Origin of the sequence: Rhodoblastus sp. (assembly GCF_041915505.1) — a bacterium.
Classification (GTDB): Bacteria; Pseudomonadota; Alphaproteobacteria; order Rhizobiales; family Beijerinckiaceae; genus Rhodoblastus.
This window is the reverse complement of sequence record NZ_JAYSBG010000029.1, coordinates 1-19,234: the sequence shown is the minus strand read 5'-3', so window position 1 is coordinate 19,234 and position 19,234 is coordinate 1. Positions and strand designations below refer to the sequence as shown.

Sequence of the window (19,234 nt, the reverse complement as noted above, 5' to 3'; positions counted from 1 at the left end):
CGCTCGGCTATTACCACAACAACACCGCCTCCGCCCGCAGCCTGCTCGCCAAGGCGGTCGAGGCCGACGTCAAACATTTCATCTTCTCCTCCACGGCGGCGGTCTATGGCGAGCCGGAGCAGAATCCGGTGACGGAGGACGAGAGCCTCAAGCCGGTCTCGCCCTATGGCCGCTCCAAGCTGATGGTCGAATGGATGCTGGAGGACGTCTCCCGCGCCCATGACCTGCGCTATGTCGCGCTGCGCTATTTCAATGTCGCCGGCGCTGATCCGAAGGGCCGCGCCGGCCAGTCGTCGCGCAACGCCACCCATCTCATCAAGGTCGCCGTGCAGGCGGCGCTCGGTCTGCGTGCGGGCATGGAAGTGTTCGGCACCGATTATCCGACGCCGGACGGCTCCTGCCTGCGCGATTACATCCAGGTCACCGATCTCGCCCGCGCCCATATGGACGCCCTGCGCCATCTGCGCGCTGGCGGCGAGAGTTTGGTGTGCAATTGCGGCTACGAGCGCGGCTATTCGGTGCTGGAAGTGGTCGAGACGGTGAAGCGCGTCTCCGGGGTCGATTTCGACGTGAAGATTTCCGGCCGTCGTCCGGGCGACCCGGCGGCCATTGTCGCGGCCAATGAAAAGGCGCGAGAAAAACTCGGCTGGACGCCGATTCATGACGATCTCGAAGAAATCGTCCGTCAGGCTCTGGCCTGGGAGAAGAAACTGATCGCCGAAAAGGCCGATTAATCCCGCGCGAGGTCGCGGCGCGTCACGAAATCCACCACCCGGTCGGGCGTCACGGCCCGACCAAGCGGCCCGAAACGCGCGATGACGCCGACATGATAGCGCGTGCGCGGCTGGGCCACGGTCGCCGCCTTCAACACGATTTTCGCGACCTGATCGGCGGTCATGACGCCGAAGGCGCCGGCGCGCAGGAATTTGCGCATCCGCCGCATCAGGTCGACCCGAAATCCCGCATAGGGGCTGTCCGGGCCGCAATTGGGAATGGAGGCCAGCAAGGTCGCCTCGAATCGCGTCGCGATCGGCCCCGGCAGCACATTGACCACCGCGACGCCGAAAGGCGCGACTTCCGGCCGCATGGCGTCGGCGAGCGCCTCCAAGGCGAATTTGGAGGCGTGATAGGCGCCGCCGCCCAAAACGCTGACCCGCCCCGCCACCGAGCTGACATTGACGATGCGTCCCCGGCCCGCGCGGCGCATCCCCGGCAGCACGAGCTGCGACATCCGCATCGCGCCGAAAACATTGGTCTCGAACTGGCGGCGCATGGTGTCGAGCGGGATCTGCTCGATCGCACCATATTGGCCATAGCCGGCATTGTTCACCAGAATCCCGACCGCGCCGCATTTCGCCTCGACGGCGGCGACGGCGGCGCGCCGCGCGTTCTCATCCGTGACGTCGAGGGCGAGGCAATGGCAGCCCGCCGCGCGCAGGTCGTCCATCGCCGCGACCTCGCGCGCCGTGGCGAAAGTCTCGAAGCCGGCGGCGAGGAAGGCCAGCGCGGCGGCATGGCCGACGCCGCTCGAACAGCCGGTGATAAGGACAGGACCAATCTTGCTCAAGCGCGACGCTCCGAGGGCGGGATCGGCGGCGAATTTAGCCCGCGCGCCTTAACAAGCCGCCACGTTCTGCGCCGTCGGAGACGTCACTGCGCTCCGCGCTCGGTCGCCCGCCGCGCCCAGTCGAGATAGGCCGCCGCCCCGGCCACGACCGGCAGGGCGATGATTTCGGGCGTCTCGTAGGAATGCAATTCGCGGATCGCCGCCGCGAGCAGGTCGAAATCAGCGGTGCGGGCCTTGGCCGACAGCAAGAATTCCTTTTCCTTGGCGGGCGCGTCCTTCCAGACATAATGGCTGGTCACGAGCGCGATCTGGACGCAGGCGGCGAGCTTGCGCTCGATCAGCGCCTCGGCGATCTCCTCCGCCCGAATCTCGTCGTCGATCGTCGTCTGCACGACGCAGAACCCGCTCAAATCCATCCCGCAACCTCCGTCCGCGCCACATCCGCGATCACATCGATTCCGGCGATGCTATCGTTGAGACATGGCAGAACGACGAAACGCTCGCCGCCGCCGGCAAGAAAGGCGTCGCGGTTCTCGACCGCCAACTCCTCCAGCGTTTCGAGGCAATCCGCGAAAAAACCCGGCGCGATGATCGCCAGCCGCTTGACGCCCTGCGCGGCGAGCGCCTTGACGGTGTCGATCGTATAGGGCTTCAGCCATTCCTTCGGCCCGAAGCGCGACTGGAAGGTCATTTCCAGCCGATCGCCCAGCCCGGTCGCCTCGCCGATCAGGCGGGTGGTCTTGGCGCAGTGGCAATAATAGGGATCGCCCTTGTCGACATAGTCCTGCGGGACGCCGTGCCAGGAGACCAGGATTTTTTCGGGTGCGAAATCGAGCTTCGCCAGCCCCTCGCGCAGGCTGGCCGCGATGGCGGCGATATAGCTCGGCCGGTCGTAGAACGGCGCGGCGATGCGCAGGGTGGGCTGCCAGCGCAGGGCTTTCAGCGTGTCGAAGGCGCGGTCGGCCACGGTGGCGCTGGTCGCGGCGCAATATTGCGGATAGAGCGGGATCACCAGCAGCCGGTCGCAGCCCTGCGCCTGCAAGGCCTTGATGCGCGCCGGCATTGCGGGCTCGCCATAGCGCATGGCCCAATCCACGACGATCTTGTCGCTCCCCGGCCCGAAAGCGCCCGACGCGATCCGCTCGGCGAGACTTTCGGCCTGTGACCGGGTGATTGTCTTCAGCGGCCCCTCGTCGCGCTCCTTGTTCCAGATGGTCGCGTAATCCCGGCCCCGGCGCGCAGGCCGGGTGGTCAGGATCACCAGATGCAGCAACGGAAGCCAGAGCGCGCGCGGCGTCTCGATCACCCGCCGGTCGGACAGGAATTCTGCGAGATAGCGCCGCATCGGCCAATAGCCGGTCCCCTCCGGCGTGCCGAGATTGACCAGAAGGATTCCGATTTTGCCAAGGGCGACCGGGGGGTGACTAGCGGGAAGAGACATCAGGAATCAGCTCGGCTTCATGTCAATGGCGTCACGGCGCCGGCGCCGGACGCCCATGACGTCAGATTGTCGACCACGAGACCGGCCATGGCCTCGCGCGTCGCGACCGATCCCGAGCCGACATGCGGCGCGAGGAAGACTTGAGGCAAGGCGCGCAAAGCCTCGGGAACGTCCGGCTCCGTCTCGAATACGTCAAGCGCGGCGGTGAGGATCTTTCCCTGTTGCAGGGCCGCGATCAGCGCCGCCGTATCGACCAGCGAGCCGCGCGCGATATTGACCAGCACGCCCTGCGGCCCCAGCGCCTCCAACACCGCCGCATCGACGATATGGTGGGTCTGCGGGCCGCCGGGCGCCGCCACCACCAATATGTCGCAGGCTTGCGCCAGCGCCAAAGGCGAATCGGCATAGCCATAGGCGACGTCGTCGCGGCGGCTGCGATTGTGGTAGAGGATCTTGAGGCCGAACGCCTCGGCGCGCCGGGCGATGGCGCGGCCGATATCGCCCAACCCCAACACGCCGAGCGTCCGCCCCCTGAGCGAGGCGGATAGCGGAAAGCCGCGCGTGAGCCAGTCGCCGCGCCGCACGAAGGCGTCGGCCTGCGGCAATTGCCGCACAGCGCCAAGCAGCAGGCCCAGAGCCGCATCGGCGACCTCTTCCACCAACACGCCGGGCGTATTGGTTACGACCATGCCCCGCGCGCGCGCCGCCGCGAGATCGATATGGTCATAACCGACGCCGAAATTGGCGACGATTTCGAGTTTCGGAAATTGATCGAGGAAGGCGCCATCGACGACTTGCGCGCCGGTCGAGGCGATCCCCCGCACGGAGGACGCTGCCGCGCGCAAGGCCGCGCCCTTGTCGGGCGCGTCCCACAGCGTCACGGCGTCGAAGGCGTCTTTCAGCCGCACGAGGCCCCCGACCGGCAGGGGATGGGGCACGAGGACGCGAAAATCGGGAAATCGGGACGGCATGGGATACTCCGGCCCCTATTCTGCGCGGCCGGGGCGCCCGGGCGCAAGACCGGGCAGAGCACAGATTCGATTCCGTTTTTCGTCTTTCATTGATCCGCATCAAAGAGCGGCGCGTTCGGCCGTGAGAGAAAAAACGGATGAGCGCTCTTCCGTCCAATCTGGTTCTGGCTGAAAAATCAGTCCCCCGCTACACCAGCTATCCGACCGCGCCGCATTTTTCGGACGCCGTCGGGCCGGATCAATTCGCCGGCTGGCTGGGCGCGCTGCCGGCCGCGACGAAGCTCTCGCTTTATCTTCACGTGCCTTATTGCCGCGAGCTTTGCTCCTATTGCGGCTGCCATACCAAAGCGACGCGCAGCAACGATCCGCTCGACGCCTATGCCGAGGTGCTGGCGCGCGAAATCGATCTGGTGGCGAAAACCTCGCCAGCGCGCGAGGTGATCCACGCCCATTGGGGCGGCGGCACGCCCAGTCTGCTCGGCGGCGCCCGGTTGCGTGCGCTGACCGATTCGCTGCGCGGCCATTTCCATTTCGCTCCGGACGCGGAAATTTCGATCGAACTCGATCCGCGCTATGTCAATGGCGATCTCGCTTTGGCGCTGGCGGGCGCCGGTTTTAACCGCGTCAGCCTCGGCGTGCAGGATTTCAACCCGCATGTCCAGCAGGCCATCGGCCGCATCCAGCCTTTTGAAACAGTCGAACGCGCGGTCGGCTTGCTGCGCGTCGCCGGTTTCCGCGCCATCAATCTCGATTTGATGTATGGCCTGCCCTTCCAGACCGAGGAAGACGTGGTCAACACGGCCGAACTCGCCGCCTCGCTCGCGCCGAGCCGGCTGGCTTTGTTCGGCTACGCCCATGCGCCCTGGTTCGCCAAGCGCCAGCAATTGATCGACGCCTCGGCCCTGCCCGGCGCGGCGGAACGCCTGCGCCAGGCGGCGATCGCGCGACAAACATTGGCCGACAGGGGCTATGTCGCCATCGGCCTCGATCATTTCGCTTTGCCCGACGACCCGATGGCCGTCGCCATGCGCGGGCAAAAACTGCGGCGCAATTTCCAGGGCTATACGGTGGATCAGGCCGAGGCGCTGCTGCCCTTCGGCGCCTCCTCCATCGGCCGGCTGCCGCAGGGCTATGTCCAGAACGCCGCCGATGTCGGCTCATGGCGGCGCGCCATCGAGGCGGGACGTTTCGCGACCGTGAAGGGGATCGCCTTCAGCAACGACGACCGCGCGCGAGCGGCGGTGATCGAGCGGCTGATGTGCGATTTTTCGGTCGATTACGGCGAAATCGCCGAACATATGCTGGGCGACGCCACGGCTTTCGACGCGGCGCGGGAGGATCTGGCGCAACTGATCCGGGAGGGGGTTGCGACCCAGGAGGGGCGACGGGTATCGATCACCGAGGCCGGGCGCCCCTTCATGCGCCTCGTCGCGGCGGCTTTCGACGCCTATCTGCCGACCCGCGCCGCCCGCCACAGCGCGGCGGTGTAAACTAAATCCGGTCGCCCTCGACCTTCCGCGCCAGCTTTTCCGTCTCGGCGCGAAGATCGTCGTTCTGCGGGTCGAGCGCCAGCGCCCGTCGCATCAGCTCCAGCGCGGGGCCATCGCGTCCCTCCGCGCGCATCAGCGTCGCCAATTCGGTCATGGCCAGGAAATTTCGCGGCTCGATCGACAAGGCGTGGTCGAGATCGAGCATGGCGCCTTCGCTGTCGCCCTGCAGCAAGGCCGATTGCGCCCGCCGCCGCCAGGCGCTGGTCCAGTCCGGATAAAGCGTCACGATCCGGTCGAACAGAGCCGCGGATTGCGGTCCATTGCCGCTTTTCAGCAGGCTTTCCCCGCGCGCCATCAGCAGATCGGCGGTCGGCGAGCCGGAACGGTCCCACAGCCGGAGAATCACTTCGCGAATCGGGGCGGCGGCCGCGCCGTCGGGCGCGCGCCCCAGGCGCGCGAACAGATCGTCAATGGCCTTGCGTCGCGCCTGCGCCGCAATCGGCGGCGCGCCGTGAGCGGCCGGTTTCGCCGCCTGCCCCGCGGCTTGACCCGCCCCTTGCCCGGGCGATTCGGGCGCAACGGCGAAAGCCGGCGCGGCGGAACAGCAGAACGCCGCAAGGGCGACAAGACGGAACAGGCGAAACGTCGGCATGCCCCGATTAAAGCCCATTTCCGCCGCCCCGACAAACGTTGCGACGGCAGGGTCCGTCGGGGCAACGTCCGCCGTCAGATGAAATCGATCTTCACGATCTCGTAGCTCTTGCCGCCGCCGGGGGTGTTCACCTCCACGCTGTCGCCCACTTTCTTGCCGATGAGCGCGCGCGAAATCGGCGAGGAAATCGAGATCTTGCCGGATTTGACGTCGGCTTCCATGTCCCCGACGATCTGGTAGCGCTTCTCGGAGTCGGTGTCCTCGTCGATCAGCGAGACCGTGGCGCCGAACTTGACCGTGTTGCCGGACAATTTGGCGACGTCGATGATATCGGCGCGCGACAGCTTGTCCTCAAGCTCGGCGATCCGGCCTTCATTGAGGGACTGGGATTCCTTGGCCGCGTGATATTCGGCGTTCTCGGACAGGTCGCCATGGGAGCGCGCTTCGGCGATGGCCTGAATGATGCGCGGGCGCTCTTCCTGCTGGCGGCGCTTCAATTCCACCTCGAGAGCCGCATGTCCGGCGACGGTCATAGGCAGCTTTTCCATCCTGCAACTCTTTCAAATCTTCTGTTCGGCGTCGATGCGCCGGGAGACAAAATGCGTGACGCGCCCCCATGGGGCGCGTCATCGGCGATGTGCCAGAACTTTGATGATGGCAAAGCCGGCCGCTGAGGTCAACGGCTGTGTCCATCCCCCTTCAGACGACTATCAGGCGAAATAGTCCTGCAAAGCCCGCACTTCCATGTCGCCGGCGCGGAACGCCCTCACGCCTTCGGCTGCCGCCAGCGCGCCGGCCAGAGTGGTGTAATAGGGCGCCTTGTGAAGAAGCGCGGCGCGGCGCAGCGAGCGCGAATCCGCCAAAGCCTGCGCGCCTTCCGTGGTGTTGAAGACGAGTTGCACGCCGCCGTTCTTGATCGCGTCGACCACATGGGGCCGGCCCTCCGACACCTTGTTGATGCGCTGGGCGGCGATGCCGTTCTCGTTGAGGAAGCGGGCCGTGCCGCCGGTCGCCAGCACCTTGAAGCCGAGATCGGCCAGCAGCTTCACGGCGTCCAGCATGCGGATCTTATCGGCGTCGCGCACCGAGACGAAAACCGCGCCGGCGCTCGGCACCTTGGTTCCCGCGCCGAGCTGGCTCTTGGCGAAGGCGATGTCGAAGCTGCGGTCGAGGCCGATCACCTCGCCGGTCGAGCGCATTTCCGGGCCAAGCACGGTATCGACGCCGGGGAAGCGCGCGAAGGGGAACACCGCCTCCTTGACGCCGACATGGCCGCCTTCCCAGGGCTTCAGCCCGAAGCCGGCCAAAGTCTCGCCCGCCATGATCCGCGAAGCGATCTTGGCCAGCGGAACGCCGATCACCTTGGCGACGAAGGGCACCGTGCGCGAGGCGCGCGGATTGACTTCGAGCACATAGATCTCGCCGTCCTTCAGCGCGAATTGCACATTCATCAGCCCGCCGACATGCAGCGCCAGCGCCATTTTGCGGGTCTGCTCCTCCAGCCGGGCGATGATGTCCGGCGACAGCGAGCGCGCCGGCAGCGAACAGGCCGAATCGCCGGAATGAATGCCGGCTTCCTCGATATGCTCCATGATGCCGGCGACGAAAACCGCCTCGCCATCGCTCAGGCAATCGACGTCCACCTCGATCGCGTCGACCAGATAGCGGTCGAACAGCAGCGGATTCTTGCCCAGGACCGTATTGATCTGGCCGGTCTTGTCGTTGGGGTAGCGCGCCTTGACGTCGGACGGCACCAGCCCCGGCAGCGTGCCGAGCAGATAATCATCCAACTCGCTCTGGTCGCGGATGATGGCCATCGCGCGGCCGCCCAGCACATAGGACGGGCGCACCACCAAAGGCAGGCCGAGATCCTGCGCGACAATGCGCGCCTGTTCCACGGAATAGGCGATGCCATTCTTGGGCTGTTTCAGGCCGAGTTTGTCGAGCAGGCGCTTGAACTGGTCGCGATCCTCGGCGAGGTCGATCGAATCGACCGAGGTGCCCAGAATTGGGATGCCGGCGTCCTGCAGCGCCTTGGCGAGCTTGAGCGGGGTCTGGCCGCCGAATTGCACAATCACGCCCTTGAGGGTTCCGGCCTCCTGCTCCTTGGCCAGGATTTCGAGCACGTCCTCGCGGGTCAGCGGTTCGAAATAGAGCCGGTCCGAGGTGTCGTAATCGGTCGAGACCGTCTCCGGATTGCAATTGATCATGATGGTTTCATAGCCGGCGTCGCTGAGCGCGAAACAGGCGTGGCAGCAGCAATAATCGAATTCGATGCCCTGCCCGATGCGGTTCGGGCCGCCGCCGAGGATCACCACCTTCTGTCGGTCGCTCGGCTGCGCCTCGCAGGAGGGGACGCCGGCGAAAGGCCGCTCATAGGTCGAATACATATAGGCGGTGGGCGAGGCGAATTCGGCCGCGCAGGTGTCGATCCGCTTGTAGACCGGGCGCACGTCCAGGCTCTGGCGCAAAGCGGCGACCTCGGCCTCGCTCTTGCCGGTCAGCGAGGCGAGCCGCAGGTCCGAAAAGCCCGCCGCCTTGAGCAGGCGCAGATTGTCGGCGTCCGCCGGCAGGCCGAATTTGCGGACCTTCTTCTCCAGCGCGACGATTTCGGCAAGGCGCGAGATGAACCACGGGTCGATCTTGCAGCCCTCATGGATTTCCTGCTCGCTCATGCCCATGCGCAAGGCCTGGCCGACCACCAGCAGCCGGTCCGGCGTCGGCGTGCCGAGCGCGGCGCGCAGCACATTCATGTCGTCGCCCTTGCCGAGCCCGTCGATCTCAATCTCGTCGAGGCCGGACAGGCCGGTTTCCAACGAGCGCAGGGCCTTTTGCAGCGATTCCGCGAAGGTGCGGCCGATCGCCATGGCCTCGCCGACCGATTTCATCGCGGTGGTCAGGATCGGCTCGGCGCCGGGGAATTTCTCGAAGGCGAAACGCGGGATCTTGGTGACGACGTAGTCGATGGTCGGCTCGAACGAGGCCGGGGTCGCGCCGCCGGTAATGTCATTGGCGATCTCGTCCAGCGTATAGCCGACCGCGAGCTTGGCCGCGACCTTGGCGATGGGGAAGCCGGTGGCCTTGGAGGCGAGCGCGGAGGAACGCGACACGCGCGGGTTCATTTCGATCACGATCATGCGGCCATTGGCCGGGTTGATCGCGAACTGGACGTTGGAGCCGCCCGTCTCGACGCCGATCTCGCGCAGCACCGCCAGCGAGGCGTCGCGCATGATCTGGTATTCCTTGTCAGTCAGCGTCAGCGCCGGCGCGACGGTGATCGAATCGCCGGTATGAACGCCCATCGGATCGATGTTCTCGATCGAGCAGACGATGATGCAATTGTCCGCCTTGTCGCGGACGACCTCCATTTCATATTCCTTCCAGCCGAGGACGCTTTCCTCGATCAGGACTTCGGAGGTCGGCGAGGCGTCGATGCCGCGCTCGACGATGTCGATGAATTCCGCCTTGTTATAGGCGATGCCGCCGCCGGTGCCGCCGAGCGTGAAAGACGGGCGGATGATCGCCGGCAGGCCGATGTCCTCCAGCGCCGCCAGCGCCTGGGTCAGGGTCTTGATATGGTGCGAGCGCGGGGTGTCGAGGCCGATTTTCGTCATCGCCTCGCGGAACAATTCGCGGTCTTCGGCCTTGTCGATGGCCTCGGCGGTGGCGCCGATCATCTCGATGCCGAATTTTTCCAGCACGCCCATTTTCTTCAGCGACAAGGCGCAATTGAGCGCGGTCTGGCCGCCCATGGTCGGCAGCAGGGCGAAGCCGCCGGGCGCCGCATAGCGCTCCTTCTCGATGATCTTGGCCACGATTTCCGGCGTGATCGGCTCGACATAGGTGCGGTCGGCCAGATCCGGGTCGGTCATGATGGTCGCCGGATTGGAATTGACCAGAACGATCCGGTAGCCCTCGGCGCGCAGAGCCTTGCAGGCCTGGGTGCCGGAATAATCGAACTCGCAGGCCTGTCCGATGACGATGGGGCCGGCGCCGATGATCATGATCGTCTGGATGTCTGTCCGCTTCGGCATGGTGTGCTCTTTTACTAACGTTGCCACGCCCGCGACGCGGCCGTGGCGCCCCTCGCGTCAGCTCGGCGTCGCGTTCGCTCCTAGCCAGCCCTTCCGGGGCTGGCTTTAGCCCCTTGGACAGCGAGCGACATGACGCCCCGCCGGGCGGGGACGGAATCCGAACTTGAACGCAGCCTTGCGCCGCGCACAAAAAAAGGCCGCACTTTCGGCCGAAAAGGCCGGAGCGCGTCCTCCGCCATTCATCCCGGTACGGGGTGAGATTTCGGTCGGGAGCGCCCGGGCCGAATGTGACGCTCCTGTAGCCGAGTTTTTCCGCGCTGTGAACCCCCAGAAGGAACGAGAGCCGCGCTTGCGCGTCATTTCAGGAAAAGATAAAGCCCCCGCCTATAGAACGACCAATGCCCAAGATGACAGCACCGACCTTCGCCCTCGTCCGTGCGGCCCTCGCCGCCCTGGCGGCCACCTGCCTCCTCGCCCCGGCGCGCGGCGAGCCGGTCCACAAGGCCGATCTGCTCGAAAGCTGCGTCCCCTGCCACGGCATGGACGGGATTGGCCGCGACGCCGAAATTCCCAATCTCGCAGGACAGAATGAGGCCTATCTCTATAACCAGCTTCGCGCCTTCCGCGACGGCCGCCGGGCGCATAAGGAAATGCTCTATATGAGCCGGACCATGAGCGACGACGACATGCGCGCGCTGGCGGCCTATTTCGCCAACCTGCCGCCACGCTGAGCCGGGCGCCGATTATGACTCTTCCCCAAAACTCCTCCGCCGCTCCCGGCATGCCCCCACGCCGCGCCGCGCTCGTCGCGGTCGGCCTCGTCTTTTTCGATTCCCTGCTCGGCCAGCTCGCCACTCTGCCCAATCTCGCGCCCTGGTATCAGTCGCTCGCCAAACCGTCCTTCACGCCGCCCAATGGGGTATTCGGCCCGGTCTGGACCCTGCTCTACGCCCTGATGGCCTTTGCTTTCTGGCGCGTCCTGATCCTGCCGGCGCAACCGGCGCGCAAACAGGCGATCGGCGTGTTTCTCGCTTTTCTCGCCTTGAATGTGATCTGGTCCTTCGCCTTCTTCGCCGCGCAAAGCCCCCTGCTCGGCCTGATCGACATTTTACCGCAGGCGGCGTTGGCGCTCGCGGCGCTGGTTCTGTTCGCGCGGCTCGACCGGATCGCGGGCCTGTGCCTGCTGCCGCTGGCGATCTGGGTCGGATTCGCGGCCTGGCTGAATTTCGCAATCTGGCGCCTCAACGGCTGAATCGCGCCGTCCGCACGGCGACTGTAAATTGTTCTAACTGACAGGATCCGAGCCGAAGCGGGACCGCAATTTCACCGCATTTGCGGCCAATTTCGACAGCTGCAACTGTGACCGCGCAGGCTGCTCGGCGCCGCACGACATGCCGGGCCACGTGTTGGTGAAACGCGCGCGACGGCGGTTCTTCGAGGAGTTTCCACATGTGCAAAATTGCGAGCATCGTCAGCCTTGTCGCAGGCGTGCTGATGATGGCGGCGGGGGCCGCAATGGCTCATGGCGATGTGACGCCCCATCCCGTGGACACGACCGGATTGTCTCCGCTCGGCGCGACCTGGGCCGATTCCAATCCGTATCGCGACAACGCCAAGGCGATCGAGATCGGCTCGGTCGGCTATTACCACAATTGCGCGGCGTGCCACGGCCTGAACGCCGAAGCCGGCGGCATGGCGCCCGACCTGCTGCAACTGGCGAAAGACTGCCCGACCATGACCACGCCCGCGAGCAAGGCGTCCTGTTTCAAGGACAGCGACGATTATTTCAAGGGCGTCGTTCTCGAAGGCAGAAAGAACAGCGAAGGGCGTGAAACGATGCCCGCCTATGACGGCGTCTTCACGCAGGAGGCGGTCTGGGCGATCAAGGCCTATCTCGACAAGCGCACCGCCGAGGAGGCGGCCAAGGGGCAATGATCGCGTTTTGATGAACAAAGACGCCTGAGGCGGTTGAAACCGCTTCAGGCCTTTTCGACGATGCCGATGGCGAAACCGTCCCAGCCCTTGGCGCCGACGGTCTGGATCGCCGTCGCATTCCATCTTTTCTCGGCGGAGGCGAGTTCGAACATCCGCCGCGTGCCGACAATGTCGGGATCGGCGCTGGCCGCGTCGAGAACCCGGCCGCCGCGCACGACATTGTCGATCACGACAACGGCTCCCACGCGCGCCAGGCGCAAGGCCCAGCCCAGATAGAGCTGGTTATTGGCCTTGTCGGCGTCGACGAAGACGAAATCGAAAACCGCGCCTTCCTTTTCCAGAACCGGCAACAGGTCGAGCGCGGGTCCGACCCGCAGGTCGACCTTGGAGCCCTCGCCGGCCGCCGCGATATTTTCGCGCGCGACCTGCGCGTGATCCGGCGAGAATTCGAGCGTGACGACCCTGCCGTCCGTCGGCGTGGCGCGGGCGAGCCAGATGGTGGAATAGCCGCCGAGCGTCCCGATCTCCAGCACATTGCGCGCGCCCACGAGGCGGGCGAGCAGATAGAGCAGCTTGCCTTGCGCCGGAGACACGTCGATCGGCGGCAGCCCCTCCTGGCGATTGCGCGCCAACGCCGCTTCGAGCGCCTCGTCCTCCGGCAGCAGCTTGCCGACGAGATAGGCGTCAACCTGGCTCCATTCGTCCTGCGCCATCGTCATCCCGCCTCATTCGCCCAAACCGGCGCCGATTTAACAGCGGCGCCTCGGCTTTTGTCGAGTGGAAACGGTCATGACCTTTATAGCGCAATCGCCAGCCGGTTCAGCCAGTCGGGCATATAAGCGACGGCGAGGCTTTCCAGCGCATGGTCCACGCCGGTCAGAATCGCGAGCCCGACCAGGCAGAAGGCGGCGCCGAGCGCGGACCGCGCCGCCGCGCCGGTCGCCAGCGCCGCGCCCCGATGCGCGCCAGCGAGCCGTCCCACGCCATAGCCGAGCGCCAGCAATGCGCCGGCCGCTCCAAGCGCGAACACGCCCATCGACAGCATCGCAAAGGCCAGGCTCCCGCCTCGGGCGGCGAGCGCCAAAGCCGCGGCGAGCGTTGGCCCGGCGCAGGGCGCCCAGACCAGAGCGAGCAGCGCGCCCGCCGCCGCCTGGCCCGCCAGGCCTGATTGCGGCAGGCGCGTCTGCAGGACGTCGCCGAACCGTTGCAGCGGCGCGAGCGCGGCTTCGAGGCGATGGCCCACGGCAGGGGCGAGCAACGCCAGCCCGACGAGAACGATGATGATGGCCGCGAAGGGCCGCAGAAAAGGCGCCTCGCCGAAATCCACTCCGAGCGAGGCCAGCAGGCCGCCGACCACGCCGAAGGTCGCCGCCAGCCCCGCCGCCAGCGCCAGCGGCGCGCGCGGATCCTGCGCGCGCGCGCCGGCAATCACGACAGGTACGAGCGGCAGCACGCAGGGGCTCAAAATCGTCAGGACCCCTGCGGCGAAAGACAGCGGCAAGGTCCACAGCGACATTATGGCGTCGCCTTCATCAGGATTTTCATGACGTCTTCTTCGGTCGCGCCCCAGGATTGCCGCGCGACCTCCTTGCCGCCGCGATAGACGATCAGCGTCGCGCGCGGGCTGTTGAGCGCCTTGACGACGTCTTTCTGCGCGTCGAAATCGACCCGATAATAAGTGATGTCGCGATAGGCCGGCTTGTCCTTCAGCGCCTCGACCACGCTGGCCTGCGCCTGGCAGATCGGACACCACGAGGCGTAGACCTCGACCACCACCGGCTTGCCGGAGGCGATCGCCTGTTGCGCGGCGGCGGACTCATAAGGCTGGACGACAAAGGCGCGCGCGCCCGTGGCGACGAGCGCCGTGGCGACGAGCGCGGCAAGAAACAGGCGACGATTGGTCATGGCCTCCTCCACATCGGCTTTCCCCTGATACGCTGGGGAAAGCGCGATGTTTCACGCGGCCATGAAATTCAGGCGTTCAGAGAAAATCAGTCGCTCAGACCGGCCTGTTCGGCCTCCTGGAGGATCTGTTCGGTATCGGCGCTGCCGGACAGCCCGGCCTTGAGCTTGTCGCGGTCGAGTTCGCCCTCCCAGGCGGAGACCACCACGGTGGCGACGCCATTGCCGATGATATTGGTCAGCGCGCGGTTCTCGCTCATGAATTTGTCGATCGAGAACACAATCGCCATGCCCGGCACCAGGCGCGGATCGACCGCGGCCAGCGTCGCCGCCAGCGTGATGAAGCCGGCGCCGGTAATGCCCGAGGCCCCCTTCGAGGTCAGCATGGCGACGCCGACAATGATCAGCTGCTGCTTGAGATCGAGCGGAATGTTCAGCGCCTGCGCGATGAACAAAGTCGCCAGCGTCATGTAAATATTGGTGCCGTCGAGATTGAACGAATAGCCCGTCGGCACGACGAGCCCCACCACCGAGCGCGAGCAGCCGAGCTTTTCGAGCTTGGCCATCAATTGCGGCAGCGCGCTCTCGGACGACGACGTGCCGAGCACGATCAGCAGCTCGTCCTTGATGTAGAGCAGGAATTTGAAAATATTGAAGCCGGTGAAGCGCGCGATGGCGTCCAGCACCACGACGATGAACAAGGCCGAGGCGAAATAGAAGGTCGCCACCAGGCCGAACAGGCTGCCGAGCACGGTCGGGCCATATTTGCCGACGGTATAGGCCATGGCGCCAAAGGCGCCGAGCGGCGCGGCCTTCATGATGATGCCGATGACGCCGAACACGGCGTGGGCGGTGTCGTCGATCAGACGGCGCAGCGGCGCGCTGCGTTCGCCCATCGCCATCATGGCGAAGCCCATCAGGATCGAGAACAGCAGGACCTGCAGGATATCGCCCCGGGCGAAGGCGCCGACGACGGAATCGGGAATGATGTCGAGGAAGAAATCCACCGTGGTCTTGTGCGGCGCGTTGACATATTGAGCGACCGCGCCCGCATCGGCATGGCCGCCGAAACCGGCGCCCGGCTGCACGACATTGCCGATGACGAGGCCGATGACCAGCGCGAAGGTCGAGACCACCTCGAAATAGACCAGCGCCTTGACGCCGACGCGGCCGACCTTCTTGGCGTCCTGGATATGGGCGATGCCGGTCGAGACGGTGCAGAAGATGATCGGCGCGATCACCATCTTGATCAGCTTGATGAAGCCGTCGCCAAGCGCCTTGACGCCCGGCGTGGTCGCGAAATCGGGCCACGCGACGCCCACCACCACGCCGAGAAAAATGGCGATCAGCACCTGCACATAGAGCAGGCGATACCACGGCTTTTTCGCCGACGGCTGCGCCGCGTCCCTCATATTGATCGGCAAATGCCCCGCAGCGGGCTCATTGAGGTTCATTGCAGGCGCTCCTCGGCGCGCGATCCCTGACTGTTCCGGAACGCGCTTGTTTGCGCCTATTCAACGCCGCTCACCACGGAGCGCAAGGCTTTTCTCCAAAAAGACACAATTACGCGCGGCGCGTCAGCGCCCCCACACCAGCGACAATTCTGCGTCGCCCGGAAAGCCGTCCGGGAAGGTCGCGATGCGCGCCGACAGAGCGAAGCCGAGCGGGCGCAAATCCTTGTCCCAGCGCAGGAAAAAATCGGCCGCCTTGCCTTGCAGGGTCGCGGGCCATTGCGGATCGGGCAGGTTGATCGCCCGGCCGCCGTCCGTGCACAAGGCCGTCGGGAAGGTCAGCGCCGCGACGCCGGTCTCGCCGCGACGCGCCGCCTCGCGGGCCAGAGTCATCAAATGGGCCAGCTCCTGATCGCTGAAGCGCGAGGCGAGCAGCTCCTTCACCAATTCGTCGCGCTTCTCCTTCGCCTGCCGCTGCGCGTCGTCCTTCACACGCGACTTGCTTTGCTCGAATTGATTGACCATCGCCTTCAGCTCGGCCGCCGTGGCGCCGCCCTCGGGAATCTTGGGCGCGGCTGGCGGCGCAGCCTCGGCGCGCTTCAATTGTTTCAGCCGGAAGCGCGCCTCCTGACGCGCGGCGTCGAAGACTTCCGGCGTCACCGGCCGGGACGGCGCGGGCTCCTCGGGCGCGAAGAAGCGCAAAAGATCGGCGCGGGTGACGACGCCGACCACGGCGCCGGCGCGCAGCACCAGAATGCGCTTGACGCGATGCGCGCCCATCAGATCGCCGACCTCGGAGACCGGCGCGTCCTCATCGACGCTAAGCGCCGGCCTGGCCATGATCTGGCGCACCGTTTCGGCCTCGCGATCGAGCGTATCGAGATATTCGCCGGCCATGTCCTGACCGCCGGACAGGATCTTCACCCAGGCCTCGCGCTGCCTCTGGCGAGTGGCGGCGTCGGCGAAGCGGAAATCGCCCTCGCTGACCACGCCGAGCGGGCGTCCCTCGGCGTCGACCACCGGCAGGCCGCTGACCCGCAGGCGAAGCATGGCCTCGGCGGCCGCGCGGGCGGTCTCGTCGGGGCCGATCGTGACCACGGGCGTGGTCATGACGTCGCGCGCGCGCTTTTCGGAAATGGAATGAGCGAGGTCCAGCATGCCGCCCTCCTTGCACTTGTAGCGTAACGCGCCGCACTATAGGCGCGAAGCTTGACAATCCGTCAAACGCCGCCGCCCGCCACGAGCCCCGCCAGCAGCGATGCGCCGAGCCCCAGCACCACGCAGGCGGCCGCGACTTCGAGCACCCGTCCGAAAATTTCGGCGCGCCGCTGGCCGGCGCCAAGCATTTTCGCCGCCGCGCCTTTCGCGAGCACGGCGCTGGCGGCCAGCGCCGCCGTGGTCAGGGCCGTGCCCGCCGCCATGGCGAAAACCGCATAGACGCCAATGAGAAAGACCCGCTGCGCCGCCGCGAAAACCAGCACCAGCAGCGCCCCGGAACAGGGCCGCGAGCCGGCGACGACCACCGTCGCCACACTCTCGCGCCAGGAGAAGCGCTCGCCGAGACGCGACGGATCGGGCGCGATGCAATGAGCGCAATCCGGCCCGTGCGGACCGTCCTGCGACCCGTCGTCGCAGCGAAAGCGCGCGGCGACCGGGAGCGGCGGCGCGCGCAGGGCTGCGGCGAGCCCCGCGCCCTTGCGCCAGACCAGCCAGAGCCCGAACGCCGTGATGCAGAAATAGGAGGCGATCTCGACGGCTTGCGTCGCGGCGGTCATTTTCTGCGCGGTCGCGCCCAGAGCCAACGCCGCGATCCCGACGATGGCGATGGCGACTAAGGCCTGCAACAAAGCCGCCAAGGCGGAGAGGATCATTCCGCGCCGCAGCGCCTGCTCATTGGCGAGCATATAGCTCGCGATCACCGCCTTGCCATGGCCGGGGCCGGCGGCGTGGAAGATTCCATAGGCGAAAGCGACCGCCGCCAGCGACAGGGCCGCCCAGGGATTGACTTCCGCCGCCGAGACGGCGACGCGCAAAGCCTGATAGAAATGCGCCTGCTGCTGCAGCAGCCAGAGCCCGACGCGGCCGACCTCGCCCACCGCCCCTTCATTGACGCCGACCGAAAACGGATTTTTCGGCGCGAATTGCGCCGAGGCCTGCGCGCCGGACAAGGCCAGCGCGCCGAGAGCGAGTCCGAGCCGTTTCATGGACAGGCCACGATGGAGCGCGTCGCCAGTTTGATGCCGAAATCCGCGCCGGGCGACAGGCCGGAGAAGAAGCTTTCGTTCAGTTTCGTGGTGTCATCCTTTCCCAGCGGATCCGGATGAAATGTGGTCAGCGAGCAGCCGGCCGGCGCGTCCTTCAACGTGACCGGATCGGTCTTTTCCAGTTCGAAATCGACGAAATAGGTCGGATCATAGACCATGAAGGTGAAGGGCTTTTTCGCCGAGACGGGCTCCTTCAGCGGCAGCGTGAAGCTGAGCGTCACGATCTTCTTGTCGTCGGCTTCAAGCTCGTAATCCTTCGGCGCGCCGAATTCGTAGAATTTCGGGCCGGTCTTGGCGACGGTGAAATATTGGAATTCGGCGAGCGATTCGACATTGGTCTTGGCGAGCGGCGCCAGTTCTTCCTTCGTCGGCGGCTTGCCGTCCTTGCCAAGGCCCTGGGTGGCGAAGGCGGAATACATTTCATCGAAGGTCCAGACGTGTCGGAAGCCGGCGATCCGGCCGTCCGGCGCGAACAGGATCTGCGCCTTGGCCGTGACCCAGACATGGGGATGGGCGAAGGCCGGCGCGACAAGGCCCGGCAGCACAATCGCGGCCGCAGCCAGAACATTTCGCATCACCGCCAAGGAATCGCTCCGCTTATTCCCGCACCGCCTTTTACACCAAGCGCGCAAGTCTGGCGAAAAGGTGGCGGAGGGGAGGAATGCGGCGTGAGTAGGAAGGCCGCCCGTTCCGTCGAAAGCGTCCAGCCGGCGGCGGAGAAGCGCATATTCGCAGGCCAACTCGGGCGCGGGCCGGCTTGTGGCGTGGCAAAGGCCTGCTTGCTCGCGAACAGGATGGGCTTTCGTTGAGGACCAGCCTACACTTGCTCCCTCGATCGAGGACCATTTGCGGGCGTCTATCGCCCTCGCGGAGACGCCAATGCACGCCATGACCGACGCGGCCGCCCTTCCGGCCAATTTTCACACCCAATATGTTCAGGCGAACGACGTCTCGCTCTATGTCCGAACAGGCGGCCAAGGCCCCGCCGTGCTGTTGCTGCATGGATATGGCGAGACCGGCGACATGTGGACACCGATGGCGACCGATCTCATGCGCGACCATCTCGTCATCGTCCCCGACCTTCGCGGCCTCGGCCTGTCCTCAAAGCCTCCCGGCGGCTTCGATAAGAAGACTCAAGCGGGCGATATCGCACATATCCTCGCCGCGCTGGGAATTGGCGAGATCGACCTTGTCGCCCATGACATCGGCAATATGGTCGCCTTCCAGTTCGCCGCGCAGCATCCCGAACAAGTCCGGCGCCTGGTGTTGATCGACGCCCCGATCCCTGGCGTCGGCCCCTGGGACGAGATTCTGAAAAACCCGCTTCTCTGGCATTTTCGCTTCGGCGGCCCCGACATGGAGCGCCTGGTCGCAGGCCGCGAACGGATCTATCTCGACCGATTCTGGAATGAGTTCTCGGCCGATCCCGCCAAATTCACTGAGGCGACCCGGACTCACTACGCGCAGCTTTACGCCCGTCCTGGCGCGATGCATTCGGGTTTTGCGCAATTCGCGGCCTTCGACCAG

At 65.8% G+C, this 19,234-nt stretch carries 20 protein-coding genes; 6 read left to right on the top strand and 14 right to left on the bottom strand.

Translation table 11 applies throughout. The features are described from left to right. The coding region (gene galE / locus ACE3S9_RS03810) for a UDP-glucose 4-epimerase GalE (protein WP_374545100.1) at positions 1-734 on the top strand (734 nt) is incomplete at its 5' end. On the opposite strand, the gene ACE3S9_RS03805 is transcribed toward galE, so the two are convergent. The 4 genes from ACE3S9_RS03805 to ACE3S9_RS03790 all read right to left on the bottom strand — a co-directional run bounded on the left by ACE3S9_RS03805 (position 731) and on the right by ACE3S9_RS03790 (position 3,979). Beyond that, a complete protein-coding gene (locus ACE3S9_RS03805; protein WP_374545099.1) occupies positions 731-1,567 on the bottom strand; it encodes an SDR family NAD(P)-dependent oxidoreductase in 837 nt (278 codons plus the stop codon). The two genes, galE and ACE3S9_RS03805, sit on opposite strands and share 4 nt — an antisense overlap. A gap of 83 nt (positions 1,568-1,650) precedes the next feature. Beyond that, positions 1,651-1,983: a divalent-cation tolerance protein CutA gene (gene cutA / locus ACE3S9_RS03800; protein WP_374545098.1), complete on the bottom strand. Its 333-nt coding sequence runs from the start codon at positions 1,981-1,983 to the stop codon at positions 1,651-1,653. Further along, positions 1,974-3,008: a ferrochelatase gene (gene hemH / locus ACE3S9_RS03795; protein ID WP_374545097.1), complete on the bottom strand. Its 1,035-nt coding sequence runs from the start codon at positions 3,006-3,008 to the stop codon at positions 1,974-1,976. The genes cutA and hemH overlap by 10 nt, the downstream gene beginning before the upstream one ends. Before the next feature lie 17 nt (positions 3,009-3,025). Further along, positions 3,026-3,979: a 2-hydroxyacid dehydrogenase gene (locus tag ACE3S9_RS03790; protein WP_374545096.1), complete on the bottom strand. Its 954-nt coding sequence runs from the start codon at positions 3,977-3,979 to the stop codon at positions 3,026-3,028. Positions 3,980-4,116: 137 nt separating this feature from the next. On the opposite strand from ACE3S9_RS03790, the gene hemN reads away from it, so the two are divergent. Then, complete coding sequence (gene hemN / locus ACE3S9_RS03785; protein WP_374545095.1) at positions 4,117-5,469, top strand: oxygen-independent coproporphyrinogen III oxidase; 1,353 nt, start codon at positions 4,117-4,119, stop codon at positions 5,467-5,469. Between the two features lies 1 nt (position 5,470). On the opposite strand, the gene ACE3S9_RS03780 is transcribed toward hemN, so the two are convergent. From ACE3S9_RS03780 to carB, 3 genes are all read right to left on the bottom strand, one after another. Beyond that, complete coding sequence (locus ACE3S9_RS03780; protein ID WP_374545094.1) at positions 5,471-6,139, bottom strand: tetratricopeptide repeat protein; 669 nt, start codon at positions 6,137-6,139, stop codon at positions 5,471-5,473. 56 nt (positions 6,140-6,195) lie between these two features. Then, a complete protein-coding gene (gene greA, locus ACE3S9_RS03775; RefSeq protein WP_374545093.1) occupies positions 6,196-6,669 on the bottom strand; it encodes a transcription elongation factor GreA in 474 nt (157 codons plus the stop codon). A gap of 162 nt (positions 6,670-6,831) precedes the next feature. After that, complete coding sequence (gene carB, locus ACE3S9_RS03770; protein ID WP_374545092.1) at positions 6,832-10,155, bottom strand: carbamoyl-phosphate synthase large subunit; 3,324 nt, start codon at positions 10,153-10,155, stop codon at positions 6,832-6,834. 398 nt (positions 10,156-10,553) lie between these two features. Between carB and ACE3S9_RS03765 the strand changes: the two genes are divergently transcribed. The 3 genes from ACE3S9_RS03765 to pedF all read left to right on the top strand — a co-directional run bounded on the left by ACE3S9_RS03765 (position 10,554) and on the right by pedF (position 12,090). Then, positions 10,554-10,886, top strand: coding sequence for a cytochrome c (locus tag ACE3S9_RS03765; RefSeq protein ID WP_374545091.1), 333 nt, complete (start codon positions 10,554-10,556; stop codon positions 10,884-10,886). A gap of 14 nt (positions 10,887-10,900) precedes the next feature. Beyond that, on the top strand, positions 10,901-11,407 hold the full coding sequence (locus ACE3S9_RS03760; RefSeq protein ID WP_374545090.1) for a TspO/MBR family protein: 507 nt from the start codon (positions 10,901-10,903) through the stop codon (positions 11,405-11,407). A 197-nt stretch (positions 11,408-11,604) separates the two neighbouring features. Further along, positions 11,605-12,090: a cytochrome c-550 PedF gene (gene pedF / locus ACE3S9_RS03755; protein ID WP_374545089.1), complete on the top strand. Its 486-nt coding sequence runs from the start codon at positions 11,605-11,607 to the stop codon at positions 12,088-12,090. A gap of 44 nt (positions 12,091-12,134) precedes the next feature. Here pedF and ACE3S9_RS03750 read toward each other — a convergent pair whose 3' ends face one another. From ACE3S9_RS03750 to ACE3S9_RS03720, 7 genes are all read right to left on the bottom strand, one after another. Beyond that, entirely contained in the window at positions 12,135-12,803 is a 669-nt protein-coding gene (locus ACE3S9_RS03750; RefSeq protein WP_374545088.1) for an O-methyltransferase, read from the bottom strand. Between the two features lie 83 nt (positions 12,804-12,886). Next, positions 12,887-13,606: a cytochrome c biogenesis protein CcdA gene (locus tag ACE3S9_RS03745; protein WP_374545087.1), complete on the bottom strand. Its 720-nt coding sequence runs from the start codon at positions 13,604-13,606 to the stop codon at positions 12,887-12,889. Next, on the bottom strand, positions 13,606-13,995 hold the full coding sequence (locus ACE3S9_RS03740; protein ID WP_374545086.1) for a thioredoxin family protein: 390 nt from the start codon (positions 13,993-13,995) through the stop codon (positions 13,606-13,608). The genes ACE3S9_RS03745 and ACE3S9_RS03740 overlap by 1 nt, the downstream gene beginning before the upstream one ends. A gap of 86 nt (positions 13,996-14,081) precedes the next feature. Beyond that, positions 14,082-15,404, bottom strand: coding sequence for a dicarboxylate/amino acid:cation symporter (locus ACE3S9_RS03735; RefSeq protein WP_374545102.1), 1,323 nt, complete (start codon positions 15,402-15,404; stop codon positions 14,082-14,084). Positions 15,405-15,569: 165 nt separating this feature from the next. After that, entirely contained in the window at positions 15,570-16,601 is a 1,032-nt protein-coding gene (locus ACE3S9_RS03730; protein ID WP_374545085.1) for a CBS domain-containing protein, read from the bottom strand. Positions 16,602-16,663: 62 nt separating this feature from the next. Beyond that, on the bottom strand, positions 16,664-17,647 hold the full coding sequence (locus ACE3S9_RS03725; protein WP_374545084.1) for a nickel/cobalt transporter: 984 nt from the start codon (positions 17,645-17,647) through the stop codon (positions 16,664-16,666). After that, the gene (locus tag ACE3S9_RS03720; RefSeq protein WP_374545101.1) at positions 17,644-18,282 is read right to left on the bottom strand and encodes a DUF1007 family protein; all 639 of its coding nucleotides are present in this window, start codon (positions 18,280-18,282) and stop codon (positions 17,644-17,646) included. Before ACE3S9_RS03720 ends, ACE3S9_RS03725 begins: the two co-directional genes overlap by 4 nt. A 304-nt stretch (positions 18,283-18,586) precedes the next feature. Here ACE3S9_RS03720 and ACE3S9_RS03715 point away from each other — a divergent pair. Beyond that, positions 18,587-19,234: alpha/beta fold hydrolase (locus tag ACE3S9_RS03715; RefSeq protein WP_374545083.1), on the top strand; the 648-nt coding region annotated here is incomplete at its 3' end.